The sequence below is a fragment of the Pedobacter aquae genome (genome assembly GCF_008195825.1).
GTDB lineage: Bacteria > Bacteroidota > Bacteroidia > Sphingobacteriales > Sphingobacteriaceae > Pseudopedobacter > Pseudopedobacter aquae.
Genome location: NZ_CP043329.1, coordinates 379,149 through 405,217 on the forward strand (window position 1 = coordinate 379,149; position 26,069 = coordinate 405,217).

At 33.2% G+C, this 26,069-nt stretch carries 29 protein-coding genes and 1 pseudogene; 23 read left to right on the forward strand and 7 right to left on the reverse strand.

From position 1 onward, the window contains the following. Positions 1-58: 58 nt before the first annotated feature. On the reverse strand, positions 59-610 hold the full coding sequence (locus FYC62_RS01745) for a T9SS type A sorting domain-containing protein (RefSeq protein ID WP_052176830.1): 552 nt from the start codon (positions 608-610) through the stop codon (positions 59-61). Between the two features lie 189 nt (positions 611-799). Between FYC62_RS01745 and FYC62_RS01750 the strand changes: the two genes are divergently transcribed. Beyond that, positions 800-2,764, forward strand: coding sequence for a KUP/HAK/KT family potassium transporter (locus tag FYC62_RS01750; RefSeq protein ID WP_149073698.1), 1,965 nt, complete (start codon positions 800-802; stop codon positions 2,762-2,764). A gap of 8 nt (positions 2,765-2,772) precedes the next feature. On the opposite strand, the gene FYC62_RS01755 is transcribed toward FYC62_RS01750, so the two are convergent. The 3 genes and pseudogenes from FYC62_RS01755 to FYC62_RS01765 all read right to left on the reverse strand — a co-directional run bounded on the left by FYC62_RS01755 (position 2,773) and on the right by FYC62_RS01765 (position 5,457). Then, positions 2,773-2,991 carry a hypothetical protein gene (locus FYC62_RS01755; RefSeq protein ID WP_149073699.1) on the reverse strand — a complete coding sequence of 73 codons (219 nt, stop codon included), beginning with the start codon at positions 2,989-2,991 and terminating at the stop codon, positions 2,773-2,775. Between the two features lie 272 nt (positions 2,992-3,263). Further along, positions 3,264-4,978, reverse strand: a pseudogene (locus FYC62_RS01760) (amino acid permease). A 182-nt stretch (positions 4,979-5,160) separates the two neighbouring features. After that, a complete protein-coding gene (locus FYC62_RS01765) occupies positions 5,161-5,457 on the reverse strand; it encodes a Dabb family protein (protein WP_149073700.1) in 297 nt (98 codons plus the stop codon). Positions 5,458-5,470: 13 nt separating this feature from the next. Here FYC62_RS01765 and FYC62_RS17180 point away from each other — a divergent pair, with 13 nt between their 5' ends. Both FYC62_RS17180 and FYC62_RS17185 read left to right on the forward strand, forming a co-directional pair. After that, positions 5,471-6,136 carry a Fic family protein gene (locus FYC62_RS17180; protein ID WP_205943754.1) on the forward strand — a complete coding sequence of 222 codons (666 nt, stop codon included), beginning with the start codon at positions 5,471-5,473 and terminating at the stop codon, positions 6,134-6,136. Between the two features lie 2 nt (positions 6,137-6,138). Beyond that, positions 6,139-6,498, forward strand: a complete 360-nt coding sequence (locus FYC62_RS17185) for a Fic family protein (RefSeq protein ID WP_205943755.1) — start codon at positions 6,139-6,141, stop codon at positions 6,496-6,498. 46 nt (positions 6,499-6,544) lie between these two features. Here the strand turns inward: FYC62_RS17185 and FYC62_RS01775 are convergent, their stop codons facing one another. Genes FYC62_RS01775 through yihA form a run of 3 tightly spaced genes read right to left on the reverse strand, consistent with a single transcriptional unit; the run spans position 6,545 to position 9,752 of the window. Next, a complete protein-coding gene (locus FYC62_RS01775; protein ID WP_149073701.1) occupies positions 6,545-8,311 on the reverse strand; it encodes a M3 family oligoendopeptidase in 1,767 nt (588 codons plus the stop codon). Continuing rightward, positions 8,247-9,110, reverse strand: a complete 864-nt coding sequence (locus tag FYC62_RS01780; RefSeq protein WP_149073702.1) for a UbiA-like polyprenyltransferase — start codon at positions 9,108-9,110, stop codon at positions 8,247-8,249. Before FYC62_RS01780 ends, FYC62_RS01775 begins: the two co-directional genes overlap by 65 nt. Positions 9,111-9,113: 3 nt before the next feature. Further along, the gene (gene yihA / locus FYC62_RS01785; protein WP_149073703.1) at positions 9,114-9,752 is read right to left on the reverse strand and encodes a ribosome biogenesis GTP-binding protein YihA/YsxC; all 639 of its coding nucleotides are present in this window, start codon (positions 9,750-9,752) and stop codon (positions 9,114-9,116) included. Positions 9,753-9,956: 204 nt separating this feature from the next. On the opposite strand from yihA, the gene ubiE reads away from it, so the two are divergent. The 20 genes from ubiE (at position 9,957) to nuoL (ending at position 26,069) form a co-directional block, all read left to right on the forward strand. Continuing rightward, positions 9,957-10,688 (forward strand): bifunctional demethylmenaquinone methyltransferase/2-methoxy-6-polyprenyl-1,4-benzoquinol methylase UbiE, encoded by a 732-nt coding sequence (gene ubiE / locus FYC62_RS01790; RefSeq protein ID WP_039450368.1) that lies wholly within the window; start codon positions 9,957-9,959, stop codon positions 10,686-10,688. Further along, the gene (porT, locus tag FYC62_RS01795) at positions 10,685-11,458 is read left to right on the forward strand and encodes a type IX secretion/gliding motility protein PorT/SprT (RefSeq protein ID WP_149073704.1); all 774 of its coding nucleotides are present in this window, start codon (positions 10,685-10,687) and stop codon (positions 11,456-11,458) included. The genes ubiE and porT overlap by 4 nt, the downstream gene beginning before the upstream one ends. 39 nt (positions 11,459-11,497) lie before the next feature. Then, on the forward strand, positions 11,498-12,259 hold the full coding sequence (locus FYC62_RS01800) for an SDR family oxidoreductase (RefSeq protein WP_149073705.1): 762 nt from the start codon (positions 11,498-11,500) through the stop codon (positions 12,257-12,259). A gap of 48 nt (positions 12,260-12,307) precedes the next feature. Further along, entirely contained in the window at positions 12,308-12,757 is a 450-nt protein-coding gene (locus tag FYC62_RS01805) for a GatB/YqeY domain-containing protein (protein WP_039450378.1), read from the forward strand. Between the two features lie 132 nt (positions 12,758-12,889). Next, entirely contained in the window at positions 12,890-13,654 is a 765-nt protein-coding gene (locus FYC62_RS01810; protein WP_039450382.1) for an alpha/beta fold hydrolase, read from the forward strand. Then, positions 13,651-14,316 (forward strand): CBS domain-containing protein, encoded by a 666-nt coding sequence (locus FYC62_RS01815; RefSeq protein ID WP_039450384.1) that lies wholly within the window; start codon positions 13,651-13,653, stop codon positions 14,314-14,316. The genes FYC62_RS01810 and FYC62_RS01815 overlap by 4 nt, the downstream gene beginning before the upstream one ends. Positions 14,317-14,366: 50 nt before the next feature. Further along, positions 14,367-14,492: a hypothetical protein gene (locus FYC62_RS17925; protein ID WP_317131505.1), complete on the forward strand. Its 126-nt coding sequence runs from the start codon at positions 14,367-14,369 to the stop codon at positions 14,490-14,492. Between the two features lie 14 nt (positions 14,493-14,506). Continuing rightward, the gene (locus FYC62_RS01820; protein WP_317131538.1) at positions 14,507-15,247 is read left to right on the forward strand and encodes an NAD kinase; all 741 of its coding nucleotides are present in this window, start codon (positions 14,507-14,509) and stop codon (positions 15,245-15,247) included. 32 nt (positions 15,248-15,279) lie between these two features. Next, positions 15,280-15,687 carry a DUF6089 family protein gene (locus tag FYC62_RS01825; RefSeq protein ID WP_149073706.1) on the forward strand — a complete coding sequence of 136 codons (408 nt, stop codon included), beginning with the start codon at positions 15,280-15,282 and terminating at the stop codon, positions 15,685-15,687. Between the two features lie 2 nt (positions 15,688-15,689). Then, positions 15,690-16,052 (forward strand): hypothetical protein, encoded by a 363-nt coding sequence (locus FYC62_RS01830; protein ID WP_149073707.1) that lies wholly within the window; start codon positions 15,690-15,692, stop codon positions 16,050-16,052. 23 nt (positions 16,053-16,075) lie between these two features. Continuing rightward, on the forward strand, positions 16,076-16,816 hold the full coding sequence (locus FYC62_RS01835; RefSeq protein WP_149073708.1) for an isoprenyl transferase: 741 nt from the start codon (positions 16,076-16,078) through the stop codon (positions 16,814-16,816). A 61-nt stretch (positions 16,817-16,877) separates the two neighbouring features. Then, positions 16,878-19,400 (forward strand): outer membrane protein assembly factor BamA, encoded by a 2,523-nt coding sequence (gene bamA / locus FYC62_RS01840; RefSeq protein ID WP_039450393.1) that lies wholly within the window; start codon positions 16,878-16,880, stop codon positions 19,398-19,400. 8 nt (positions 19,401-19,408) lie between these two features. Beyond that, a complete protein-coding gene (locus tag FYC62_RS01845; protein ID WP_149073709.1) occupies positions 19,409-19,933 on the forward strand; it encodes an OmpH family outer membrane protein in 525 nt (174 codons plus the stop codon). A gap of 42 nt (positions 19,934-19,975) precedes the next feature. Then, positions 19,976-20,488 carry an OmpH family outer membrane protein gene (locus FYC62_RS01850; protein WP_039450398.1) on the forward strand — a complete coding sequence of 171 codons (513 nt, stop codon included), beginning with the start codon at positions 19,976-19,978 and terminating at the stop codon, positions 20,486-20,488. 91 nt (positions 20,489-20,579) lie between these two features. Then, entirely contained in the window at positions 20,580-21,392 is an 813-nt protein-coding gene (gene murI, locus FYC62_RS01855) for a glutamate racemase (RefSeq protein ID WP_039450401.1), read from the forward strand. Positions 21,393-21,470: 78 nt separating this feature from the next. Beyond that, complete coding sequence (locus FYC62_RS01860) at positions 21,471-22,541, forward strand: complex I subunit 1/NuoH family protein (protein ID WP_149073710.1); 1,071 nt, start codon at positions 21,471-21,473, stop codon at positions 22,539-22,541. A gap of 1 nt (position 22,542) precedes the next feature. Beyond that, positions 22,543-23,127: a 4Fe-4S binding protein gene (locus tag FYC62_RS01865; RefSeq protein ID WP_149073711.1), complete on the forward strand. Its 585-nt coding sequence runs from the start codon at positions 22,543-22,545 to the stop codon at positions 23,125-23,127. Between the two features lie 50 nt (positions 23,128-23,177). After that, positions 23,178-23,720, forward strand: coding sequence for an NADH-quinone oxidoreductase subunit J family protein (locus FYC62_RS01870; protein WP_039450407.1), 543 nt, complete (start codon positions 23,178-23,180; stop codon positions 23,718-23,720). Next, positions 23,713-24,018 (forward strand): NADH-quinone oxidoreductase subunit NuoK, encoded by a 306-nt coding sequence (gene nuoK / locus FYC62_RS01875; protein ID WP_039450410.1) that lies wholly within the window; start codon positions 23,713-23,715, stop codon positions 24,016-24,018. The genes FYC62_RS01870 and nuoK overlap by 8 nt, the downstream gene beginning before the upstream one ends. Beyond that, positions 24,018-26,069 (forward strand): NADH-quinone oxidoreductase subunit L, encoded by a 2,052-nt coding sequence (gene nuoL / locus FYC62_RS01880; RefSeq protein WP_149073712.1) that lies wholly within the window; start codon positions 24,018-24,020, stop codon positions 26,067-26,069. Before nuoK ends, nuoL begins: the two co-directional genes overlap by 1 nt.

A 26,069-nucleotide genomic window follows, 5' to 3' on the forward strand; every position in this document is an offset into this window, starting at 1 on the left:
GTGTTAAACAAAAAAGCCCCAATTGCATAACAATTGGGGCTTAAAGTTAAGTCTTTATTTATAATACAGAGATTCTTTTGATAACAGACTCTGAACCGGCAACCACTCTAACAAAGTATAATCCGCTGCTAAGTTTAGTGTTTAGGTTAAAAGAGTTTACCTGTTCACCAGCGGCAACTTTTTGAGATAAAAGGGTCACTACTTCATTTCCTAAAATATCTAGGATCTTAACCGTTACCTGATTTTCTTTGCTTAGCGTATAAGCAATGTTTATTTGTGTAGAAATAGGGTTTGGGTAAATTTTAACATTATCTAGAGGCTTTTGAGCTTCTGCATTAGTGCTTATACTCTTATTGTTTTTTAATGTTAAGCTCTTGTTTGAAGTATTGATAGATTTTATAGCAGAAACCTTAATCATAAAAGATTGGAAATCTGCTGCAACCGGAGGCAAGAACGTTGGTCTATTGGGTCTACTATCTTTTAACTTGAGGGTAGTTTTGGTAGAATCTATAATACTTTTTATATCGTTTACAACAGCAAAAGACACACTTGTGTAAAGCACAATTGTGATAGCTGTTAAAAACGTAATAAAGGAGTATTTATTTTTCATACCTAATTATATACTTCAAAAATATAAATAAAATTATAACAATAATTAAACTTCACTAAAAAAGGCCATTTTTTTAACAGAATTTAACATCTGTAATTATTTATTTTTTAACTCTTACGTAAATATGCTGCTAAGGTTGTGTTTGTTAAGAAGTTGAATTACTTTTGTCCCCGACTAATACAAATAGATGTGTCTGCACACAAAAAATTAAATAAATTAACCGCGGCTGGTGTTCTCATCAGTTTAGGTATTATCTACGGCGATATTGGTACTTCTCCTTTATATGTTTTTAAAGCAATTATTGGTAGCCATATTATTACTAAAGAGCTTATTTACGGGGGATTAAGTTGCGTTTTCTGGACATTAGCTTTACAAACAACGCTTAAATATGTTATCATTACTTTAAGGGCAGATAATAAGGGAGAAGGTGGAGTTTTTTCTCTTTACTCATTAGTTAAAAGAAAGGCCAAATGGCTTATTGTGCCTGCAATTATTGGTGGTTGTGCACTTCTGGCAGATGGTATTATCACTCCTCCAATTACAATTTCTGCGGCTATAGAAGGTTTAGAGATTTATTATCCAGACTTACAAACTATCCCCATTGTTATAGGTTTAATTACGCTTCTTTTTGTGATTCAGCAGTTTGGAACTTCTTTAGTAGGAAAAGCTTTTGGTCCTATTATGTTTTTATGGTTCACCATGATGGGGATTTTAGGTTTTAGTTATGTTATAAAAGATCCATCTGTTTTAAATGCTATTAACCCATACTATGCTTATCAGTTAATTGTTAATCCACCGCTCATACTAAATGAAACTCATACGGCATCTATTTTGGGTATTCTTGCAGCTGTTTTTCTTTGTACCACAGGGGCAGAGGCTTTATATTCTGATTTAGGGCATTGTGGAAGACCTAATATCCGGGTAAGTTGGATTTATGTAAAAAGCTGTTTATTGTTAAACTACTTTGGACAAGGTGTTTTCTTATTAAGCTTACAAAACGAACTCCTAGATGGTAGAAATCCATTCTATAGAATGATGCCAGAGTGGTTCTTGGTATTTGGAATTTCATTGGCAACAATTGCAGCTATTATAGCCAGCCAAGCTGTAATCTCTGGTTCTTTTACCATGATTTCTGAAGCAGTAAGATTAAACATTTGGCCTAAAGTAAAAATCAATTATCCAACAGAGCAAAAGGGACAATTATATGTTCCTAGCACAAATTGGTTATTATGGGTGGGCTGCATAATTGTAGTTTTATACTTTAAGAAATCAGAAAATATGGAAGCCGCTTATGGTTTATCAATTACCATGGCGATGCTTATGACCACCATTTTGCTATCCATTTATCTTCATAAAAAGAAATATCCTATTTATCTTATTGTTGTATTTTTTGCCACTTATATATTCTTAGAGAGTGTTTTCTTTATCAGTAATTTAACTAAGGTATTTCATGGCGGTTGGGTAACCATTTTTATTGCAAGTATTATGTTCTCTGTTATGTGGGCATGGTATTCGGCCAGAAAAATCAAAAACAGGTTCTTGAAATTTGTTGAGATAGAACAGTATTTTGATATCATTAAAGAGTTAAGTGAGGATGAATCTGTTCCTAAATATGCTTCGCAACTGGTTTACTTAACTAGTGCAAATTTTCCATCAGAAATAGAATCAAAAATTATATACTCTATTCTTCAAAAGAAACCTAAAAGAGCCGATGTTTATTGGCTAGTTCACGTAGATGTTGTTGATGAGCCTTACAGATGCGAGTATAAAGTGGAGCATTTGGTAGAAGGTAAGCTCATTAGGATAGATTTTAAACTTGGTTTTAGAATAGAGCAAAAAATTAGCGCTTTGTTTAGAAAGGTAGTAGAAGACCTGGTTAAAAACGATGAGGTTGATATTACTAGCCATTATAAATCATTAAACAAGCATAAAATAGTAGGCGATTTTAGATTCGTAGTTTTAGAAAAAACGCTTTCAAGAGCTAATAATTTATCTTTTTGGGATAAGCTCATCATGGGCTACTACTTTAACCTTAAAAAGGTTAGCTTATCTGAAGAGAAAGGTTTTGGATTAGATTTGAGTTTTGTAACCTTAGAAAAAGTTCCTTTAATGGTTACACAAACAGAAAAAATAGAAATTACCAGAATAAACTAGAGCTAAGCCTAGTTTATTCTTAACATCAATAATCTCGTATTTGGATTTTCTATAGAAACCCTTTTCGTGGATTCTTTTTCCTTGTTTCTTTTAGATTTCAAGATTAACTCTGCCTCATCTTTAGATTTTGCATAGCCTTCAGGGTTAACTTTTTTCCAATGGTATTCATTCATAAAATAGTAAGCACCCGTACAAGTAAGAAAAATTGATAATATTAAAGTCTTCATCTCGAATTAGTTTAGGATAAACCTTATCCAATTTTGAGTCCGAAAAACGAGAGGGTTAATTCATGTGAAAAATAGAAAGAATTATATTTATTTAAATGTCTGATAATAAGATGTTTGATATAATTTTTATTTAAATTATAAGTAAAATTGAGTTATTATCTCTACAAAGTGTAGAAGATTCTCAATTGGGTTATTTTTCAGTTGATAAACAGGTTTTCTGGGAACCGTGTAAAAGTGTTGATTTTTGGGTAATTCCTGTATCTTTTTTATTCTTAGCTCTGTTTCTGATTGAGTTTACTTTTTCTTATACCATAACAAAAGTAAATAACAAGACCTATTCCTAACCATATAAGAAATCTTAGCCAATTGGTATATCCCAATTCTGTCATTAAATAGCTACAGCTTAAAAGCCCTAAAACAGGTATTAAGGAAAGATTTTTTAAATAGGACAATACAGCCATAAAAAGGGCTAAAATTATAAAGAGGTAAAAAGGAATTTGTTCTTTTATGGTTTCCCAGCCTTGGCTAAAATCAAAAAAATTTAATATTTGGCTATAAAATGCAATTGTTAATCCTGTTAATAGTAAGGGTATAATGTATTTGCTATTGATGTAAGGCATTTTAAACCTTTTTCTGCTGCTCTCGTTTTCTTCTTCTTTTGGTAGAAGTAAAACGCCACCACACACCAATACGAAGGCAAATAAAGTACCAATACTTGTTAAGTCTGTTACCTCTGTAAGGTTCATAAATAAGGCGGGAATGGCTACAACAAGACCAGTAACAATGGTTGAAAAAGACGGTGTTTTAAATTTAGGATGTATTCTAGAAAAAGCTTTAGGCAACAATCCGTCGCGGCTCATACTCATCCAAATTCTGGGCTGCCCCATTTGAAATATCAATAAAACACTTGCGGTAGCAATAACAGCACTCACAGAAATGATATAACCAATTTGGTTTAGTCCTACTCTCTCAAAACAAAGGCTAAAGGGTCTGAAACTTGTAGCTCTTTATAGTTTACCATACCTGTAAGCACTAATGCTATCAATATGTAAAGTACAGTACAAATCACCAAAGAATAAATCATACCTTTTGGTAGGTCTTTTTGTGGGTTCTCACATTCTTCAGCAGTGGTTGATATAGCATCAAAACCTATATAAGCGAAGAAAACACCAGATACACCTTTCATCATCCCACTAAAACCATTGGGTAAAAAAGGATGCCAGTTTGCAGGTGTTACATAGAAGAAACCTACTACAATAACAGCCAACACCACAACTATCTTTAAAATAACCATGGCATTTGTGGCTCTTTTAGTTTCTTTTATACCTATGTAAACTAAGAAGGTTATTAAAAATACAATTACCAAAGCGGGTACATCAGCTATAATTTTTAATCCACCAATACTAGGAGCGCCTGCCCATGCTTGGGCTGCGTTTAAGGTGTTTTCACTTAAAGTACTTAAAGAAGAACCACTTTTGCTTAAGGCAGCAACTTCTTCGCTTGCTTTATAGGCACTTAAGTAATCCATTGTAAGATAGCCTGGGATATTGATGTTAAATCCTTGTAAAAGATTTACAAAATAACCGCTCCATGAAATAGCTACTGCAATATTACCAATAGCGTATTCCATTAATAAATCCCAGCCAATTATCCATGCTATTAGTTCGCCAAAAGATGCGTAAGCATAAGTATATGCACTGCCAGAAACTGGTATTCTTGATGCAAATTCGGCATAACAAAGTGCAGAAAAACCACAAGTTATGGCTGTTAAAATAAAAAGTATGGATACCCCTGGACCTCCGTTATAAGAAGCTTCACCAATAGTAGAAAATATACCTGCACCTATAACTGCAGCTATACCCATAAAAGTAAGATCTTTTACTTTTAAAATTTTATTTAAGCCGTGGTTTTCGCCGTCGCTAAAGCCTTCTTGGCTATCTTGAAGTATTTTGGCAATACTTTTCTTTCTTAGTAAATCTCTCTTCATATTGAAATCTTAACAAAATAAAGATTATTGCACCATTTAGAGAAGGAAAATGAAAAAATGAGTTATAATTTTTACAGATTTAGTTTCTGAACTCGTTTAGCAGAGTTAAGTAGCAGATAAAGAAAAGATAATATTTACGAGATAAGCGATGAATGATGAATCGCTTATCTCGTAAAGAAAACTTAAATAGAATCGTAAATGATTACTTTTTCAAATAAAACTCTAAACTCGTCTAAGAAAGCTAGATGAACAGGATGTGTTTGATAAACATCATGGCCTGCTAGGTCTTCAAATAGAGTGATTAAAGAGAAGGTGTATGTAGTATCTACCACCGCTCTTTCTATAGGTGCTGGTGTACCAATAAAAATAGATTTAACAGTTTCTACTTTTTCTAAAGATTCTAATCCTTTGCGGAATGCCTTTTTTTGATCTTCGGTTGTATCGGCTTTAAGCCAAAATAATACGTGATGAGTTAGCATAAATAATAAATTTTTGCCAAATATAGCTTTTGAGAAAAATAAATTAGTATCGTTTGATAGTAAAAATATAAATACCGATATTTGGGGAGTGTGGGAAGTAGATTTATCATATAGAGAAGACTATAATTTAGTTTTTGAGCGGCTAAACGTTAAGCTAGAAAAGCTTAAGGCTAGCAGGCCTTTGTCCACAAGCGCCCTTAATAAAATAAAAGAGAGTTTAGTTTTAGAATGGACTTATAATTCTAACTCAATAGAAGGTAATACGCTTAATTTAAGAGAAACACAGCTGATAATTCAAGAAGGGATAACCATCAAAGGGAAATCTTTAAGAGAGCATTTTGAAGCTTATAACCATGATAAAGCTATTGATTATTTATATGGTTTGGTAGATGAAAAGTATCAGTTAAGGGCTATTGATATTCTTTCTTTACATGGTTTGGTCTTAAAAAGTATTGAGGATGATTTTGCTGGGAGGTTAAGAAATGGTGGTGTAAGAATTTCTGGTGCTAACTTTATTCCGCCTAATGCAAATAAGGTTTCAGATTTGGTTGATGAACTTATTGGCTTTGTGAATGATAATCCTTTAGGTTTAAATGATATAGAATTAGCTACGGTTTTTCATCACAAATTTGTTTGGATTCATCCTTTTTTGATGGTAATGGAAGAACAGTACGTTTAGCCATGAATTTATTATTAATGCGAAAAGGCTTTCCGCCTGCTATCATTTTAAAAAACGATAGAAAAAAGTATTACGAAGCATTAAATCAGGCTAATAATGGTAACTATAGCAAATTAATTTTATTGATAACTCAAGCTGTAGAGCGTACGCTTAATATTTATTTAAATGCAATGCCAGGTGCTGATGATGGCTTCATGGAAATTGCTTCTTTAGTACAAGAACCAAACTTTGGTTATGGGCAAGAATATATAAGTTTACTTGCTAGAAGAGGTAAAATTGATGCTTATAAAGAAGGTAAAAACTGGCTTACTTCTAAAGAAGCTGTATTGGAATATATGGCAAATAGAAAACGTAAAAGGTAGTTTTGACTTATAAAACAAGAAAGCCGATCTTAAATCGGCTTTCTTGTTAATCTAGTTTTTTAAGCTCATCTTTTATGAAGGATGCTAAATCTTTTACGTAGCTGGCACTAAAATTAAATTCTATACCGGCTGTTTTATATACTTCTTTGATAGATTTAGTATAACCTAACTTTAAAGCATCTAAATAATTGCTTAAGCCTTTTTCTGGATTTTCTTTATAATTTTTCCAAACAGCGATGGCTCCTAATTGGGCAATGGCATATTCTATATAATAAAAAGGAACTTCAAATATATGGAGTTGCTTTTGCCAAAGATTTTCTAATGCGTCGCTATGTTCTGTCCAATCCACAAAGTTGGCTCCAAATCTGGTAAATATTTCTTTCCAAGCTTGAGTACGTTCTTGCGTGGTATGCTCTGGGTGGGTGTAAATCCAGTGTTGGAAGGCATCAACCACAGCCACCCATGGAAGCGTTTTTAGAACATCTTTAAGCTGATATTTTTTTGCTCTTTTTAATTCTTCCGGGTCGGTGAAAAACTCATCCCAATGGTCCATAGAGATTAATTCCATAGACATAGAGGCTAGTTCCGCTACTTCAGAAGGGCAGTGTTTAAAATCATTTAATTCTAAATCTGCGGTAACGAAAGTATGAATGGCATGTCCGCCTTCATGTACCATAGTTGTTAAATCTCTAAAAGAACCTGCCGAGTTCATGAAAATGAAAGGAGCGCCAGTTTCTGCTAAAGGATAATTATAACCACCCGGAGCTTTACCTTTTCTACTTTCAACATCAAAAAAGCCATTAGCTTTCATGATAGCTAGTTTTTCGCCTAAGACAGGGTTTAATTTGTTAAAGCATTGTATAGATTTATCAATCAATTCTTTACCATTTTCAAAAGGTTTTAGAGCGGGTTTACCCGATGTATCAACCTCTGTATCCCAAGGTTTTAAGCCAGATAATTGAAGCGCTTTTTTTCTTTCTTCTGCTTGTTCTGCTAAAATAGGAACAATCTCTTTTTCTATAGCATCATGAAAATCAAAACAATCTTGTGCGTTATAATCAAACCTACCTAAAGATTCAAACATGTAATCTCTAAAGTTGTCAAAGCCAGCATTTAAAGCTACTTGATGACGTAAAGCTTTTAGTTTGTTAAAAAGCTCCTCTAATTTGTCTTTATCTTCTAAACGACGATTTGTGATACTTTCCCAAGCCTCTTTTCTAGTTTCTCTGTTTAAATCTTTTAAAAAATTTGAAGCTTGTTCTAACGTATATTCTTGTCCGTTTAGGGTAACAGACATGCTGCCAGTAATTGCTTGATATTTTTGCTGCTCTACCTGAAGTTCTGTTTGTAAAGGGATATTTTCTTCTCTAAAAAGGGCTAGAGCTTTTTTTACTCCTCTTAAATAAATAAAATATTTTTCTTGGTTTAATTGATTTAGAAATGGAGAAGCTACTAGCTTTTCATTTAATTGATTGCTTAATGGAGCTATTTGTGGCTCAATTTCGGTAGCAAAATATTGGAAACTTTTAACTAAATCTTCATTTGCAGTATCGCAAGTCATTTTTATGTAGCGCCAAGCGAAATCTTCTTCTAGAGCGGCTTCAAGTTCGCTTCTGTTTTTTAGCCATGCTTCTAATTCTTCTGAAGAATTAATTTCTCTATGCAATAATTCCTGAAAAATAGGTTCTAAATTATCCCATTTAATTTCTAGATTTTCAGGAAGATAGGTTCTTTTTTCTTTTCTATAATCATAACGAACGGTAGTAAATATCAAATAAAAAGCAAATTGCAAAAGCAACAGATGCAATGCCATTGGTAGTCATAAAAGCAAAATTTACTCGGCTTAAATCATTGGGTTTAACCAGTTGGTGTTGGTAGGCAAGCATACTAATGAAGATGGTTAAGCCCACATAGTATGGCCAAGAAAAGTTATCAGCAGCAATGAAAATTGGTGCTATTACAAATATGGCAGATAAGATGTGTAAAATATTGCTTATCCATAAAGCTTTATTTTTGCCAAAATAAGAGGGTATAGAGTGCAGTTTTTCACCTCGGTCAAACTCTTCATCTTGTAAAGCATAAATAATATCAAAACCACTTACCCAGCATAAAACAGCTAAAGAAAACAATATCGGTAAAAGGGCAAATTCTCCGGTTACAACCAAATAAGCACCAATTGGCGCTAATGATAAACCTAAACCTAGTACCAAATGGCATAAGGCCGTAAATCTTTTGGTAGCGCTATATCCTAAAATAACCAGTAAGGCTATCGGCGAAAGCCAAAAACACAGCATATTAATAAACCATGTTGTAGCAATAAAAAGTAAGCAGTTGGTAAGGGTAAAAACTAGCGCATTGTTAGCTGATATTCTTCCGGCAGGTATGTCACGTACTTTTGTTCTTGGGTTTTTAGCGTCTATATCTCTATCTAGGTATCTGTTAAATGCCATAGCAGCATTTCTTGCGAATACCATACATAGTACCATTAAAACCAATTTAAACCACGAAAAAGAATAATTTGTAGTGTTTACAGCCAGAAAAAAGCCAATAAAAGCAAATGGCATCGCAAAAATGGTATGCGAAAAAGTTACTAATGATAAATATTTTTTCATGCTTTATTCCTGTTCTTCTTCTTCTTCAAAATCAAATTGTGGTGCAATAAAATTTTGATTAACTTCTTGGATGAAGTTTAATACATCTTCTTTTCCTAATTGTTTTTCTGATGAGGTTAAAATCATTTGTGGTATTTCCTCAAAAAAGGCAAGCAGCGCTTTTTTAAATGCTGCCATATTTTGTTGTGATTTAACGTTCGACTGTTTATCAGCTTTTGTAAAAAGCAATATAAAAGGAATGCTTCTTTCTCCTAGCCAGCAGCAAAATTCTATATCAATTTTCTGAGGTTCAAGTCTGCTATCTATCAAAACAAATACACATTGTAAACTTTCCCTTTTTTCTAAGTAGTTTCTGATAAATTTTGCCCACTCTTGTCGGTTACTTTTAGAGCTTTTAGCATAGCCATAGCCAGGTAAATCTACTACGTACCAAGTTTTGTTAACTAAAAAATGATTTATTAATTGTGTTTTACCGGGTTTTTGCGATGTTTTAGCTAAGCCTTTGGCATTCAAAAGCATATTGATAAGAGATGATTTACCCACGTTAGAACGGCCTATAAAAGCATATTCTGGCAATATTGGTGGTGGTAACTTGCTTATTTTGGTATTACTAACGGTAAATTCTGCCGACTTTATAATCATCCTGCAAAGGTAAGGTTTAGTTTTTTAGTTCAATATATACTGTCTATTTATTAGTGCTTTGCTTCATGAATTTAAGAAGTTATGATTTTAACGAACAAAACAGATAAGTTTGAGGTTTAACTTATCGAGTATTTAGGGTGAGAATTAAATCATCACTTAAAAAAATCGTAGCTCGTAAAATATATTTTATCTTTGCGCACAATAATGGCAGAAAACGTTACCCCTTATAAAAATCAGCAGGCTACAAAAAAAGAGCAAGTAGCTACCATGTTTAATAATATCTCTAAGACTTATGATTTTCTAAATCATTTTTTGTCTTTAGGTATAGATATTATTTGGAGAAAAAAAGCAATAAAAGAGCTTTTGAAAGATAAACCACAATATATTTTAGATGTTGCTACGGGCACTGGCGATTTTGCTTTTGAGGCTTTGGATATTTTAAAACCCAAGAAAATTATTGGTGTAGATATTTCTCAAGGCATGTTAAATATTGCTGATGAAAAAATCATCAAAAGAAGTAAAAGCGAAGTTTTTGAGGTAAGACTTGGAGATTCTGAAAAGCTATTATTTGATGATGATACTTTTGATGCAGTAACTGTTGCATACGGTGTAAGAAATTTTGAAAACTTGGAAAAAGGTGTAGCTGATATGTTAAGGGTTTTAAAACCTGGAGGCAAAGCGGTTATTCTAGAGTTTTCTAAGCCCAAAGCATTTCCTATAAAGCAATTATATAGTTTCTATTTCCATTATATTACCCCAACAATTGGTAAGATTTTCTCTAAAGATGCTAGTGCTTATAGTTATTTACCAGAGTCTGTAGAAGCTTTTCCGGATGGAAGTAGGTTTACAGATTTGATGGAAAAAGTTGGGTACAAAAATACCAAATGTCGTCCTTTGGCGTTTGGCATTTGTTCTATATATACAGGAGTTAAATGATAAAAAGTTTATCGGTTCTATTATCGCTTATTTTTCTTGCAATTGGTGTACAAGCGCAAGGTAATTGGGGCGGTGGTGTAGACGATGAACCCTTACACTTTGGTTTTACTTTTCAATATATAGGTTCGGAATATAAAATTCAAAAAGGCTTAAACTGGCGAGACGATATTATTGAAATAGATGCAGCAGCAGGCAGACCACCAATTAGAGAGCAAGTAAAAAGCATCAGTTCAACACTAAATCCTGGTTTCGGAATTGGCTTATTGGCCAATTTATATGTAACCAAACATCTGGATTTAAGATTTACACCTACCCTAATTTTTGCAGATAGAGTTATAGATTACGAGTTTGAGAGTGGTAATTCTTACGAACAAGAAACGGTAAAATCTCCGGAAGGGTTTACAAGAAGGGCCGTATCGTCTACCATGATAGATTTTCCTTTATTACTTAAATTAAAATCAGAAAGGAAGGGTAATTTTAGGGCTTATCTTATAGGAGGCTTAAAATATGGTTTTGATATTGGCGCAAAGAAAAATGCTGACGATGCAGATAATACCTATTTTAATAAATTATTAAAGAACCAACAAGGTATATTTTCTTATGAAGCTGGTTTAGGCTTTGATTTGTATTTCGAATTTTTTAAGCTTTCTCCAGAAATAAAAATTGCTAATTCTGTAAATAGTGTTTTAAGAAGAGGGGAAGACCCATATTCTACTCCATTAGATAAACTTTTTCTAAGAAACTTTATTTTTAGTTTATATTTCGAGTAAGAGCCATATTTTAAAATCACATTTCACAAAAAATAAGCTATGTCTAAAATTGTATTGATAACAGGTGCTACATCAGGTATTGGTGAGGCATGTGCAAAAGCTTTTGCACTGCTTAATTATAAAATCATCATCACAGGAAGGAGAAAAGATAAACTTGAAAATCTCAAACAAAATCTAGAGCGAGATTTTAGTATAGAAGTTATCGCCTTGAATTTTGATGTTAGAGATTGCAAAGCCGTTACCCAAAATTTACATGATTTACCTAACGATTGGCGCCATATTGATGTTTTGATTAATAATGCAGGCTTGAGCCAGGGTTTAGACCCTATACATGAAGGGAGTTTAACAGATTGGGAAACCATGATAGACACCAATATAAAAGGACTGTTATATGTTTCTAAAATAGTTTCTTCATGGATGATTAGTAGAAAATCTGGCCATATCATAAACATAGGCTCTATTGCCGGAAAAGAAGTTTATGCCAATGGAAATGTTTACTGTGCTACTAAACACGCTGTAGATGCACTTAATAAAGCTATGCGAATTGATTTATTGCCACATGGAATAAAAGTGAGTGCCATACATCCTGGTGCTGTTGAAACAGAGTTTTCTGTAGTAAGATTTCATGGCGACCAAGAAAAAGCAGCTAAAGTTTATGAAGGTTATGAACCTTTATTAGCATCAGACATTGCAGAAACTATAGTTTTTATAGCCACAAGACCAGCGCATGTTAATATAAATGATTTGGTGATTATGCCAACTTCGCAAGCAAGTACTAGTCATCATCTAAAAAATATTTAATTTAGCTTATTAATTTCAGGAAAAGAGGTTTTAATCCTAATTATCATTATGTCTTTAGAAACTACTATCAATCAAGATATTAAAGCTGCTATGTTGGCTAAAAATGAAGCTCAATTAAGAGCTTTAAGAGCAGTGAAATCGGCTCTATTACTAGCGAAAACAGAAAAAGGTGCTTCAACAGAAATAACTGAAGAAGCAGAAATAAAGGTTCTTCAAAAGTTGGTAAAGCAAAGAAAAGAATCGGCAGATATTTATAAAAGTCAAAATAGAGCAGATTTATATCAGATAGAAGCAGAAGAAATTGAAGTTATTGAGCATTACTTGCCAAAGCAACTCTCCGCAGAAGAATTAAACGCTTATTTAAAGCAATTAATGGATAAATTAAATGTAACTTCTGTTAAAGAAATGGGTAAAATAATGGGTATTGCAAGTAAAGAACTTTCTGGTAAAGCAGATGGAAAGGCAATATCAGAAAGTATAAAAAGCTTGTTATCTTAAAATTTATTGAAATAGTTCTTTAACAAACCGCTTAAAAGACTAATTTTATAAACATTTAATAAGGTTTTGTACCCAAATTAAAAACAGACTATTATTTTAGCAGTTGATACACATTATCGAGATATAATTTTTATGGAGTTTACAATTAAAGAGGAAAACGGTTTCAAATATATAGAAGAAGGTGAAGGTGAGGTTTTGTTGTTGCTCCATGGTTTAATGGGTGCTTTAAGTAACTGGGAAGAAGTTATACTCGAATTTAAAGATCGTTATCGGGTAGTTATTCCAATGCTACCTATTTATGATTTACCTCTGTTAACAACTGGTGTAAAAAGTCTGGCTAAATTTGTTCATAAATTTGTGAAGTTTAAGAAGTTCCAAAATGTAATTGTTTTAGGAAATTCTTTGGGCGGGCATGTTGGTTTAGTTTTTGTTACTTCACACCCAGAATTTGTGAGATCATTGGTTTTAACCGGAAGTTCTGGCTTGTATGAAAACTCTTTTGGTGGGTCTTTCCCTAAAAGAGAGAATTACGATTTTATAAAAGAAAAGGTAGAGTTTACTTTTTATGATCCTGCTACAGCAACCAAAGAATTGGTTGATGAAGTTTTTGAAACGGTAAATGATAGGTATAAAGTAATCAGAATTTTAGCCATGGCTAAATCGGCAATTAGACACAATATGTCTAAAGATTTGCATAAGATAAAACTTCCTGTTTCTTTAATTTGGGGCAGAAACGATAGAATTACACCACCAGAAGTGGCAGAAGAGTTTAATAATTTATTGCCAAATTCTGATTTATATTGGATAGATAAATGCGGGCATGCACCCATGATGGAACAGCCAGCAGAGTTTAATCAAATTTTAAATAAAGTTTTAGAAAAGATAGAGAATCAATGATTGCAGCTCAACTCATATCAGATGCGATACCATCCATCAAAACCTCTGATACCATTCAGAAAGTTGAGGATCGCATGGCTGAGTTTAGGCTAAATCATTTGCCCATTGTAAATGAAACTCAATTTTTGGGTTTAATTTCTGATGAAGATATCATTGAAATTCCTGATTACGATACCACAGTAGCAAACGTGAATTTATCTTTAATAAATCCATTTGTTTATGAAGACCAACATATTTACGAAGTTATCAAACTGTTTTACGAGCAAAAATTAACAGCAGTACCGGTTCTGGATAGCAGCATGAATTATCTGGGTTTAATATCTATTAATACTTTAACAGAATATTTTGCTAAAATAACTTCTGTAACAGACCCCGGAGGTATAATAGTGCTAGAAATTAGTAACAGGAATAATTCTTTGTCTCATATAGCACAAATTGTTGAGTCTAATAATGCGCAAATTCTAAGTTCTTATGTAGATACAGTTGATAATTCTACAAAACTAGAAATTACTATTAAAGTAAATAAAACAGATATCAGCCAAATCGTTGCCTCTTTTTTAAGATACGATTACACTATAAAAGCTACCTTTAACCATTTACAACGCGATAATGATTCTAAAAATCGTTTTGATTCTTTGATGAATTATCTGAGCTTTGATTAAGATTAGCTCATTAAAAATTAATCCTCATTCATTGATATAAAATAAAAGTAATGATCATTGGAATTTACGGCAGACAATTTAATAACTCGGTTTTACCCTATGTACAACAGGTTTTTGATTGTTTGGTAGAGCATGAGGTAGAAGTTTTAGTTTATCAAGATTTTTTGAATTTGTAAAGGATAAATTATTTCTGCCAAAGCAGTTTGGCACTTTTAAAACTCATTTAGACATCAAAGATAAGGTAGATGTAATGATAAGCCTTGGCGGCGATGGAACCATGCTTGATACCGTAACTTTTGTTAGAGACTCTGGCATCCCAATGGTGGGTATCAATTTTGGAAGATTGGGCTTTCTGGCAAGTGTAAGTAAAGAAGGCATTAAATCAGCTATAGAAGGCCTTATTAATCATAAATTTACTTTAGACGTAAGGCGTTTGCTAAAGGTAGAATCAAACCAAAACCTTTTCAAAGACCTTAATTTTGCACTTAACGATTTAACCATACATAAAAGAGATAATTCTGCCATGATGCTTATTCATTGCTATCAAGATGGTGAATTTTTAAACTCTTATTGGGCAGATGGTTTAATTGTTGCAACCCCAACAGGCTCAACAGCTTACTCTTTAAGTTGTGGTGGTCCTATTGTGTTTCCACGTTCAGGTAATATGGTGATAACGCCAATTTCTCCTCATAATCTTAACGTAAGACCGGTTGTTTTATCTGATGCTCATACTTTAACTTTTGAAATAGAAGGTAGAAGCTCTAAGTATCTGGTTACTTGCGATTCTAGAACAGAAATTGTAGACTCATCTATAAGGTTAAGTGTTAAAAGAGCAGATTTTGATATCAACCTAGTTAGACTAAACAATGAAACCTATTTATCTACGTTAAGAAACAAATTACTTTGGGGTATAGATACCAGAAATTATTAAATGTTTAAATCTTTTAAGCTCCTTTTATTCCTTTGTTTTTTAGGGTCTTACCAAGCTTTTCTCAAACTTGGGAGTTAGGTATTAGCGCCGGAGGTATGGGATATCAAGGAGATTTAAATCAACATAAGTTTTATAAGTTTAACAATATAGCTTTTGGGGGTTCTGTAAAAAGAAATTTCGATGGTTTTTGGTCGTTAAAATTATCCGTTTTAAACGGAAAAGTAAATGCTAACGATGCCGATTCTGATTTTGCACAAGAAAGAGAAAGAAATCTTAATTTTTATTCTGGTGTAACCGAGGGGAGTTTATTAGTAGAATTTAACTTTTTTGATTACGGTTTAAACTTTGGTCAGTCTAGAATTACTCCTTTATATTTACAGGTTTATCTGTTTTTGGTTTCAACCCTAAAACAGAATATAGGGGAGAAACTTACGAATTAAGATTGTTTAATACAGAGGGGCAACCCAATGGCGAAGCCTATAAAACAATTTCAACATCTATACCTTTAGGGGCTGGTGTAAAGTATAGAATTAATGAAAAACTCAACATAGCGGCAGAATTTGGGTTTAGAAAAGCCAATACAGATTATTTAGATGACGTAAGCCAAAGATATCCTAATATAGCCTATGGAAGCACAAGAGCAGCACTTGCAGACCGTTCTATAGGGCAAAATAAATTAGGTAATGTGGCTACGCCAGATGTAAAAGGCGTACAAAGAGGCGATTTTAGAAAAAAGGACACCTATCTATTTGCGGGTATTACCTTATCTTATACCTTTGTGCGTCAAAATTGTCCGTTATTTTAGTTAAAAATATCTTACATAAATAGATGAGTTTCAGGGAGCAAATTAACGTTTCAAAATTACCAGAACATGTAGCCATTATTATGGATGGCAATGGAAGATGGGCAAAAGAGCAAGGGAAATTACGAGTATTTGGCCATAAGAATGGTGTTTTAGCCGTTAGAGATACTGTAGAAGGAGCAGCAGAATTAGGTGTAAAAAACCTTACCTTATATGCTTTTTCTACCGAGAACTGGAACAGACCAAAATTGGAAGTTACGGCTTTAATGGAGCTTTTAGTAAGTACCATCAGTAAAGAAACAAGAACCTTAATGGACAATAATGTAAGATTAAATGCTATTGGGAATTTAGACGCTTTACCATCAAGATGTTATAAAGAGTTAAAAGAAGCCATGGCAAAAACAGCAGGCAATACACGCTTAACCTTAACTTTAGCGTTATCTTATAGTTCTAGATGGGAAATTACAGAAGCATCAAAGAAAATTGCTGCTGATGTAGTAGCTGGCAAGCTAAAAGAAGAGGATATTACAGAAGCTTTGTTTTCGTCTTATCTTACTATGCATAATCTGCCAGATCCAGAATTAATGATTAGAACTAGCGGTGAACATAGAATTAGTAATTATTTGCTTTGGCAATTGGCTTACGCCGAATTATATTTTACCCATAAACTTTGGCCAGATTTTAGGCGAGAAGACCTATTTGAAGCCATTTTTGATTATCAACAAAGAGAAAGAAGGTTCGGTTTAACAAGCGAACAAATTAGCTAAATTTTACTTTTAACAAATTTTAACAAAGAATAAAGTTAATTTAGCCACGATACGTAAATAAATGAAGAAATTATTTTTAGCCATTATATTCATCAATCTTTGTTTTTCTGGATTTGCACAACTACGTCCGTCCTCAAGAAATAACACTCCAAAAGCCTCAGATGATGAAATAGGATACCTTAATCCAAAAGAATACACTATTGCAGGTATTAAAATCAACGGAGTAAATTATTTGGATACCGCCGTTTTATTAACCATTTCTAAATTGGCTGTTGGTGATAGGATTATGGTGCCAGGTGAAGCTACTTCTGCTGCAGTTAAAAACTTATGGGATCAACGTTTGTTTGAAGATATTGAACTTTCTATAGCTAAAATTCAAGGCGACTCTGTTTATTTTGATCTTAATTTGGTTGAAGTACCTCGTGTATCATCCATAAAATTATCTGGTTTAACAAAATCAGAAACTACAGAAATCCAAGAAAAACTTAATAATCAGAAAAGTAAAGTTGTTAATGAGAATTTAAATAAAACCATTAATGCTATTATTAAAAAGCACTTTTTTGAGAAAGGTTACCTCAATACAGAAATAGATATTACTTACAAAGCCGATACTTCTGATGCTAACAGTAAAATTGTTAATGTTAAAGTTGATAAAAACAATAAGGTAAAAGTAAACGCCATCAATATTGAAGGTAATAAAGAGTTTAATGATGCTAAGCTTAAGAAATTCATGAAGAAAACTCATGAACAAGCATGGTATAAAGTTTTTGGCTCAGGTAAATTTATCCAAGAAAAATACGAAGAAGATAAAGATAAACTGGTAGCTAAAATGCGTGAAAAAGGCTACCGAGAAGCAGAAATTGTTTCAGATTCTATTTATCCTCATGATAAAAATGCTATCAATATAGATATGAAGATTCATGAAGGGCCTAAATACTATTTTGGAAATGTAACTTTTGTGGGAAATGCTAAATATCCAACATCTATATTAAAGCAAGTATTAAAGATAGAAAAGGGAGAAGTTTTTAGTGAAGAGAAATTAGAAAAAACGCTACGTTCTAGTCCTAACAGTGATGATGTTTCTTCTCTTTACTTAAATGATGGTTATTTAACTTTCAATGTAGACCCTGTACAAACAAAAATCTATAATGATACGATTGACCTTGAAATCAGAATATTTGAAGGTCCGCAGTATACCATCAATAAAATTATTTTAAAAGGTAATGAGCTTACAAATGATCAAGTAGTTTTAAGGGAGATTAGAACTAAACCTGGTCAGAAATTTTCTAAAGACGCATTAATTCGTTCGCAAAGACAAATTACCCAATTAGGTAATTTTGATGAGCAAAAAGTTGATATCAAACCAATACCTAACCCAGCAGATGGTACGGTAGACATACAATATACAGTGGTAGAAAAACCATCAGACCAGATTGAACTTTCTGGAGGTTTTGGAGGTGGTAGGGTAGTTGGTACTTTAGGTTTAACCTTCAATAACTTTTCTGCAAAGAATTTATTTAACCTAAAAGCTTATAAACCGCTACCAAAAGGAGATGGACAAAAGTTAAGTATTAGAGGACAAACCAACGGGAAATTTTTCCAGTCTTATAGTTTCTCATTCTCAGAGCCTTGGTTTGGAGGTAAAAAACCTATTTATTTTGGTATAAGTGCGTTTACATCTTTACAAAGTAATGGTTTAGCAAACTCTAACCCTGTGCAGCAAAAAATCCGTTTAAATGGTGTTACTTTTAGTTTAGGTAAGCAATTAAAATGGCCTGATGACTTTTTTAGAGTAGATTATTCTGCCAACTTACAGCAATTTAGGTTAAAAAATTATGCAGGTTATTTGTTTGAAAACGGAGATTCTTACGATTTAAGTTTGTCTCAAGTTTTTAGCAGAAACTCTATTGATGCACCTATATTTCCTACCTCTGGCTCAAACATTAAATTTACTGTACAGGCTACCTTGCCTTATTCAGCTTTTAACGGTAAAAATTATGGTAATTTACCTACAGCGGAGAGATATAAATTTACAGAATACCATAAATGGAAGTTCGAATCTCAGTTTTTCCAAAGAGTTTATGGTAAAATGATATTAAAAGCTCAAGCTCAATTTGGTTTCCTTGGCTTTTATAGTAAAGAAGTTGGTCAAGCCCCATTCGGGAGGTTTAGATTGGGAGGAGATGGCTTGCAAGCATTTGACTTTTTACAAGGCTCTGAGGTTATTGGTTTAAGAGGTTATGCAAATAACGCTGTTGTACCAGAAGGTGCGCCTACTACAGCTGGTAGCCCAATTTTTAATAAATATGTTTTAGAATTAAGACATCCTATTACTTTAAGTGAATCAGCTCAAGTTTTTGCCTTAACATTTATGGAAGGTGGTAACACTTGGAATAGATTCGCAGATTTTAATCCTTTTAACGTAAAAAGATCTGTGGGTGTTGGTGCAAGAATATTCCTGCCAATTTTTGGTTTATTAGGTATAGATTATGGTTACGCATTTGATAGGATACCCGGACAACAGGATGGCGGTAGACAGCCATTTACCTTTAGTATAGCACAACAATTAGGAGGGTTTAACTAATTAAAATCATGAGATATATAATATCTGTTCTATTAATCGTTATAAGTAGCATTGGAGCTTTTGCGCAACGTTTAGCTTATGTTGATTCAGATTATATATTAAAACATGTTCCAGAGTATTCATCTGCACAAAAACAGCTCGATGGTTTATCAGAACAGTGGCAAAAAGAAATTGATAAAAAGTTTATAGAAGTAGAAACTTTAAATAAAGCTTATTTAGCAGATCAGGTTTTATTAACTGATGAAATGCGTAAAAAGCGAGAAGAAGAAATACAAATAAAAGAGAAAGAAGCTACAGATTTACAACAAAAGCGTTTTGGCTTTGAAGGAGAGCTTTATCAACAAAGAGTGAAATTAATCAAGCCTATTCAAGAAAAAATAGGAAAGGCCATAGAAGAATATGCCGCCAGAGATGGGTTAGACATCATATTAGACAAAGCTTCTGTAACCATGCTTTTTGCCAGACCAAGTTATGATAAAAGCAATGATATTATAACAAGATTAGGATATAAGCCAGGTTCATTTGCTAAATAGAAAAATTTATTATAAACTCGTAAAACAAAAAGTACAATAGAAATGAAAAGATTATTTAAGATTGCGTTAGTAGCAGGATGTTTGTTTTTTGCTGGGAATGTGGCTAATGCACAGCAGAAAATTGCTTATATCAATTCTGCAGAGTTAATTAAAGCTATGCCAGAGGTAGCAACAGCAGACAAACAATTAGAAACTTATAAAACTACTTTAGATACAGACGGTAAAACTATGTATTCAGAGTATCAAGCTAAAGTTCAAGATTATCAATCTAAAGAAAAAACTTTAAGCGATGCGATGAAAGAGATGAAAATCAAAGAAATTCAAGACTTAGAGAAAAGAATTCAAGAATTTCAACAAAAAGCTGGCGAAAACTTCGAGAAAAAAAGAGGCGAGTTATATGACCCAATTCTTAAAAAAGCAGAAGATGCAGTAAAAGTTGTAGCTAAAGAAAAAGGTTATGCTTACGTTTTTGATACAACCCAACCAGGTATTGTTTACTTTGATGGTGGTATCAATATCCTTACTGATGTTAAAACTAAATTAGGTTTAAAATAATATTGCTATAGCGATATAGAATATTTAAATGCGAAGCCATTCTCAAAGGCTTCGCATTTTTTTATTTTATTTGTAGCTTGTAACCTATTACATGAAAAAAACACAGCCCATAGGTATTTTTGATTCTGGTATTGGAGGTTTAACTGTAGCCAGCGCTATTAGAAAAGTGCTTCCTAACGAGAAGATTATTTATTTTGGCGATACAGCCCATATGCCTTATGGCGATAAATCTCCGGAAGCTATAAAATACTACAGTCTTAAAATTGGCAAGTTTTTACAGGAAAAGGGATGTAAAGTAATTGTCATAGCTTGCAACACGGCATCATCCTTGGGTTATCAAGATTTAAAAGATTTTTTAGGAGAAGAACTACCCATTTTTAATGTGATAGACCCTGTGGTAGATTTTATTGTGAATCATCAACAATACCAAAAAGTTGGTGTAATAGCCACCAAAGCCACCATACGTTCTAATGTTTACGCTTTAAAAATCCAACAAGCAAAACCTGCTGTTGAAGTTAAATCTTTAGCTACGCCATTATTAGCACCCATGATAGAGGAAGGCTTTTTTGAAAATAATATCAGCCAAACCATTATCAACTCTTATTTATCATCGCCAAAGCTTAAAAAAATTGATTCGCTTATTTTAGCTTGTACTCATTATCCTTTAATAAAAAAAGAAATTGAAGCATATTATCATGAAAAAGTTGAAGTGTTAAGTACTGCAGATATTGTAGCTGATGATGTTAAAAGGCAATTAGAAGCATTAAATCTCATCAATCCTACAGAAGAGCTTCCCAAAGATGAATTTTATGTTTCTGATAAGACACCATCTTTTGAACGTAGCACTAAAATATTTTTTGGGGATAAGATTAACCTCGTTCAAAAAAATATTTGGGATAAATAAGCTATTTTATCATTCTTAGGGGCATTTTAGAATCTAAATCATTAAGTTTGCAATCTTAATAAACTAAGCTGTTTAAGATTGGACTTTTACATCCTCTATATACTTACCGCAAGCCTTATTTTTGCATTCATTGCAGTGTTTTCTCTATTTGGCGTTTACGCAGAAAGAAAGATATCTGCTTTTATTCAAGATAGGCTTGGCCCTATGGAAGTGGGTAAGTTTGGGTGGATGCAAACTCTCGCTGACATTCTTAAGCTTATCCAGAAAGAATTTATAGTCCCTACCGTTGCAGATAAAGTGCTATTCACTTTAGCACCTGTTATCATATTTGTAGCTGTTTATTTAGGCTTTGCTGCTTTACCTTGGGCACCTGGTTTAACACCCGTAAGTATGAATTTAGGCGTTTTTTACGTCTTTGCTATTATTTCTATTGAAGCTTTAGGGATTTTAATGGCAGGCTGGGGTTCAAATAATAAATACAGTTTAATTGGTGCGGTACGTTCGGTAGCGCAAATAGTTTCTTACGAAATTCCTATTGGCTTTGCTATCATAGCAGCGGTTATGATAGCTCAAACGTTAGATTTACAGCTTATTGGCTTAAATCAAGGTGTTTTAGCTCAACAAGAAATAAGATTTTTTGGCTTTTGGAATGTTAAAGATATTGGTGGCATTTTCGCATGGAATGTTTTTCAAGCTCCACATTTAATCATCGCTTATATCATCTACTTTATAGCTTCATTGGCCGAGTGTAATAGAGCGCCTTTTGATATTCCGGAGGCAGAATCTGAATTAATAGGTGGTTTCCATACCGAATATACAGGATTGAGATTCGCCTTTATCTTCTTAGCAGAGTATGCTATGATGTTTTTGGTTGCCATGTTTGGTGTTACTTTATTTTTAGGGGCATGGAATACGCCTTTACCAAATATTGGGAACTTAAAACTAGCAGATTATACCACTGGTATGTTTTGGGGTATATTTTGGGTGTTGATAAAAAGCTTGCTTGTAGTTGCTGCTCAGATGTGGATCAGGTGGACTTTACCACGTTTACGTGTAGACCAATTGATGAGCTTATGTTGGAAAATACTTACGCCTTTGGCGTTTGCATGTTTAGTTATTTCAGGTTTATGGAGGCTGTTGTTGTTTTAATATGATAAAAGGAGCTTTAAACGGATTTACTACAGCCTGGAAAGGTTTATCTTTGACCCTAAAACATTTTTTTAATGCTAAAGCGGATAAGACAATTAAGTCTGTTGAGCATAGTGGATATTTTGATCAAGCAGAAGGCATTGTAACTGTTCAATATCCAAAAGAAACTATACCTGTGCCAGAAGTGGGTAGGTATCAATTACATGTAGAAATTAACGATTGTATTGTATGTGATTTATGCGCAAAAATATGCCCTGTTAATTGCATTGATATAGAAGCTATTAAAGCCACAGAAGCTATAGGCAAAACATCTGACGGTTCTGTTAAAAGATTGTATACGCCAAAGTTTGATATAGATATGGCTAAATGTATGTATTGCGGTTTATGCACTACAGTTTGCCCAACAGAATGTATCACCATGACAAGCGAATATGATAGAAGCGTAGCTCATATTTCTGATTTGAATTATAAATTTGCGAATATGACCGAGGCAGAAGCCGAAGAAAAAAGACAAGCTCTTGAACAACAATTGGCAGAGCGCCAAGCAGCTAAATTAGCAGCACTTAAACAAGACAATAAAGAATAATTAAGCTTTCTTTTGTTTGACGATAAAGTCATTCATCAGAAAAATAGAATATGGTAGAACAGATAGTATTTTACATTTTTGCAGCAATAGCCATTTTAAGTGGTGTTTATGTAGTAGCTAGTCAAAACTTGGTGCGTTCTGTTTTTATGTTTTTTGTTACCCTGTTAAGTGTTGCAGGATTATATGTTTTTGCCTTAGCAGATTTTGTAGCCTTAACCCAAATTGTTATTTACGTTGGCGGTGTGCTGGTCATGCTTTTGTTTGTTTTTATGCTTTCTTCAAAAGATTCTTTAGACAATATTGTGAACTTAAAGAAAGAAGCACTTTCTGCAAACAGAATTCCAGCAACTATAATCACTATAGCCTTATTAGTTATTATCATTTACGCCATTTTATTAGTTGATTTTGAACAATTAGATTGGATAAAATCTAATAAATTATTGATAGATAAAGCACAAACCAGTAATGTTCATAATATTGGCGTTAACATTATGGGGAGGTTTTTATTACCCTTCGAGTTGATTTCAATTTTATTGATGATGACCTTGGTGGGTGCTGCTCATTTAGCTAGAAAGGAGCCTAAAAATGATTAGTTTGCAGCATTTTCTATTTATTGCAGCTATCTTATTTTGTTTAGGTATTTACGCAGTTATCACTAGAAAAAATGCTATACAAGTTCTAATTGGTATAGAACTGATGATAAACGCCTCCATTCTAAATCTGGTAGCTTTTGCTAAATACGATGTTATCAATAACAATGGGCAGCTTTTTGCATTATTTGTTATTGTATTGGCTGCTGCTTCAGTAGCCGTTGGTTTGGTTATCATATTAAACTTCTTTAAAAGGGTAAAAACTATTGACCCTAATAAAGCTAATTCTTTAAGAGGTTAATGGATAGCATCATCAACATATCAAACCAAGCGGTGCTAATTTTAGCTTTCTTACTTATTTGTGCGCCATTATTATCATTTTTCTTTAGCTTAATTTTTAAACGTTTTGCTTCTTTTATAGCCATAACAGCAATATCAACAAGTTTTATAGCAGCTATTGCCCTGTTTATAAAAGTCTGGTTTGCTAAAACGCTTCATTTTTCAATTCCTTGGATAGTTTTTAAAAATTTTGATATCCGTTTAGGTTTTTTATTTAATGACCTAACGGTGCTCATGCTATTATTAATCACCTTAATAGCTTTATTAGTGCATGTTTACTCCGTAGAGTATATGGGTAAAGACAAACTTAAGCCACGCTATTTTGCTTATTTAAGCTTGTTTTGTTTCTCTATGTTGAGCTTGGTTTTGGCCGATAATCTTTTCTTAATATACATATTCTGGGAGTTAGTAGGTTTTTCATCTTACCTCTTAATTGGTTTTTGGTTTGCAAAAGAGCAAGCAGTTTTAGCCAATAAAAAAGCTTTTATCATGAATAGGCTTGGCGATTTAGGCTTTCTAGCTGGTATCATGATTATGCTAAGCCATTTCCACACTTTAGATATAGATGCTTTATTTGGAAGCGGTAATTTAATGGCTTCCTCCTTTATAACCAACGGCATGTGGGTAAGTCCGTTTAACATGATGCCCGATTATTGGTTAACTATTGCCGGGCTTTGTTTCTTTGCTGGGGCGGTTGCAAAATCGGCACAATTTCCATTGCATACCTGGTTGCCAGACGCTATGGAGGGGCCAACAGCTGTTTCATCCTTAATACATGCTGCAACCATGGTAGCTGCGGGTGTTTTCTTATTGGTAAGGATAGCGCCTTTATTTAATGAAACCGTTTTAGTTGTAATAGCATCAATAGGTGTGTTTACAGCTTTTATGGCTGCCACTATTGCACTTACTCAAAATGATATCAAAAGGGTTTTAGCTTTTTCTACCATTTCTCAATTAGGCTTTATGATGTTGGCTATTGGCGTAGGCGATGAAGCTTCTGCAATTTTTCATCTCGTTACTCATGCTTTCTTTAAGTGTTTACTGTTTTTAGGTGCAGGTATCATTATTCATGAATTACATCACTTAAAAGAAAAGCATCAACTTCAGTTTGATGAACAAGATATGACCTTCATGGGCGGGCTCTTCAAAAGTATGCCTATAACAGCTATTGTTTTCATTATAGCCGCTATGGCTTTATCGGGTTTACCTTTTACCTCAGGTTATTTATCAAAAGATGCTATTTTAATAAGTGTTTTTGAGTGGGCCGATGTTAAAGGAGGTATTTTCTGGATTTTTCCAATCATCGTTTCCTTAACCTCTTGGCTAACTACTTTTTATATTTTCAGAGTAGTTTTTAAGGTGTTCTTTGGAGATTTTAGACTTCCTCAATTATTAGAATTAGATCATCACCAATTTCATATCCACGAAGCTAATGCATGGTTAAAATATCCAGTAATGGTACTTGCGGTTTTTTGTTTGGCATTTGTTTTCTCTTATCATCCATTCAGTTTAGAGGCATCTTGGTTGCTCCATCAGTTAGCACCACAGCAGCATATAGGAGGTATTTACCATATTTTGGTACCTGTTTATATCAATATCTTAAGCCTAGGTTTGCTATGGATTACTTATTTGGCTTATGCTAGAAACAAATTCAGTTTTGGTTTAGAACAGACTTGGATTTTTAAGTTTTCTTATCAACAATGGTACTTTAATGAGATTTATAATACAACCATCGTAAAACCTACTTTACTAAAAGCTAAAGCTTATTACTGGTTTGATAGAAATGTGATAGACGGTTTGGTAAATTCATCAGCTTCAGCTATTCTCTATATTTCAAGTTTAGCCAATTGGTTTGATGTGCATATTATTGATGGCTTAGTTAACGGTGTGGCAAGTGTGGTAGAACGTTTGAATATTTGGTTTAGAAATGTTCAGAACGGAAAAGTACAGCATTACATCATATGGATGCTTTTAATCATGATTACTTTCTTTATATATCTAATGATATTTTAA

What these genes read in the sequence shown, in the direction of transcription:
- FYC62_RS01745 (WP_052176830.1), bottom strand. Translation starts at nt 610, where the DNA reads ATGAAAAATAAATACTCCTTTATTACGTTTTTAACAGCTATCACAATT.
- FYC62_RS01755 (WP_149073699.1), bottom strand. Translation starts at nt 2,991, where the DNA reads ATGAAGACTTTAATATTATCAATTTTTCTTACTTGTACGGGTGCTTAC.
- FYC62_RS01765 (WP_149073700.1), bottom strand. Translation starts at nt 5,457, where the DNA reads ATGCTAACTCATCACGTATTATTTTGGCTTAAAGCCGATACAACCGAA.
- FYC62_RS17185 (WP_205943755.1), top strand. Translation starts at nt 6,139, where the DNA reads ATGAATTTATTATTAATGCGAAAAGGCTTTCCGCCTGCTATCATTTTA.
- FYC62_RS01775 (WP_149073701.1), bottom strand. Translation starts at nt 8,311, where the DNA reads ATGGCATTGCATCTGTTGCTTTTGCAATTTGCTTTTTATTTGATATTT.
- FYC62_RS01780 (WP_149073702.1), bottom strand. Translation starts at nt 9,110, where the DNA reads ATGAAAAAATATTTATCATTAGTAACTTTTTCGCATACCATTTTTGCG.
- yihA (WP_149073703.1), bottom strand. Translation starts at nt 9,752, where the DNA reads ATGATTATAAAGTCGGCAGAATTTACCGTTAGTAATACCAAAATAAGC.
- ubiE (WP_039450368.1), top strand. Translation starts at nt 9,957, where the DNA reads ATGGCAGAAAACGTTACCCCTTATAAAAATCAGCAGGCTACAAAAAAA.
- porT (WP_149073704.1), top strand. Translation starts at nt 10,685, where the DNA reads ATGATAAAAAGTTTATCGGTTCTATTATCGCTTATTTTTCTTGCAATT.
- FYC62_RS01800 (WP_149073705.1), top strand. Translation starts at nt 11,498, where the DNA reads ATGTCTAAAATTGTATTGATAACAGGTGCTACATCAGGTATTGGTGAG.
- FYC62_RS01805 (WP_039450378.1), top strand. Translation starts at nt 12,308, where the DNA reads ATGTCTTTAGAAACTACTATCAATCAAGATATTAAAGCTGCTATGTTG.
- FYC62_RS01810 (WP_039450382.1), top strand. Translation starts at nt 12,890, where the DNA reads ATGGAGTTTACAATTAAAGAGGAAAACGGTTTCAAATATATAGAAGAA.
- FYC62_RS01815 (WP_039450384.1), top strand. Translation starts at nt 13,651, where the DNA reads ATGATTGCAGCTCAACTCATATCAGATGCGATACCATCCATCAAAACC.
- FYC62_RS17925 (WP_317131505.1), top strand. Translation starts at nt 14,367, where the DNA reads ATGATCATTGGAATTTACGGCAGACAATTTAATAACTCGGTTTTACCC.
- FYC62_RS01835 (WP_149073708.1), top strand. Translation starts at nt 16,076, where the DNA reads ATGAGTTTCAGGGAGCAAATTAACGTTTCAAAATTACCAGAACATGTA.
- bamA (WP_039450393.1), top strand. Translation starts at nt 16,878, where the DNA reads ATGAAGAAATTATTTTTAGCCATTATATTCATCAATCTTTGTTTTTCT.
- FYC62_RS01845 (WP_149073709.1), top strand. Translation starts at nt 19,409, where the DNA reads ATGAGATATATAATATCTGTTCTATTAATCGTTATAAGTAGCATTGGA.
- FYC62_RS01850 (WP_039450398.1), top strand. Translation starts at nt 19,976, where the DNA reads ATGAAAAGATTATTTAAGATTGCGTTAGTAGCAGGATGTTTGTTTTTT.
- murI (WP_039450401.1), top strand. Translation starts at nt 20,580, where the DNA reads ATGAAAAAAACACAGCCCATAGGTATTTTTGATTCTGGTATTGGAGGT.
- FYC62_RS01865 (WP_149073711.1), top strand. Translation starts at nt 22,543, where the DNA reads ATGATAAAAGGAGCTTTAAACGGATTTACTACAGCCTGGAAAGGTTTA.
- FYC62_RS01870 (WP_039450407.1), top strand. Translation starts at nt 23,178, where the DNA reads ATGGTAGAACAGATAGTATTTTACATTTTTGCAGCAATAGCCATTTTA.
- nuoK (WP_039450410.1), top strand. Translation starts at nt 23,713, where the DNA reads ATGATTAGTTTGCAGCATTTTCTATTTATTGCAGCTATCTTATTTTGT.
- nuoL (WP_149073712.1), top strand. Translation starts at nt 24,018, where the DNA reads ATGGATAGCATCATCAACATATCAAACCAAGCGGTGCTAATTTTAGCT.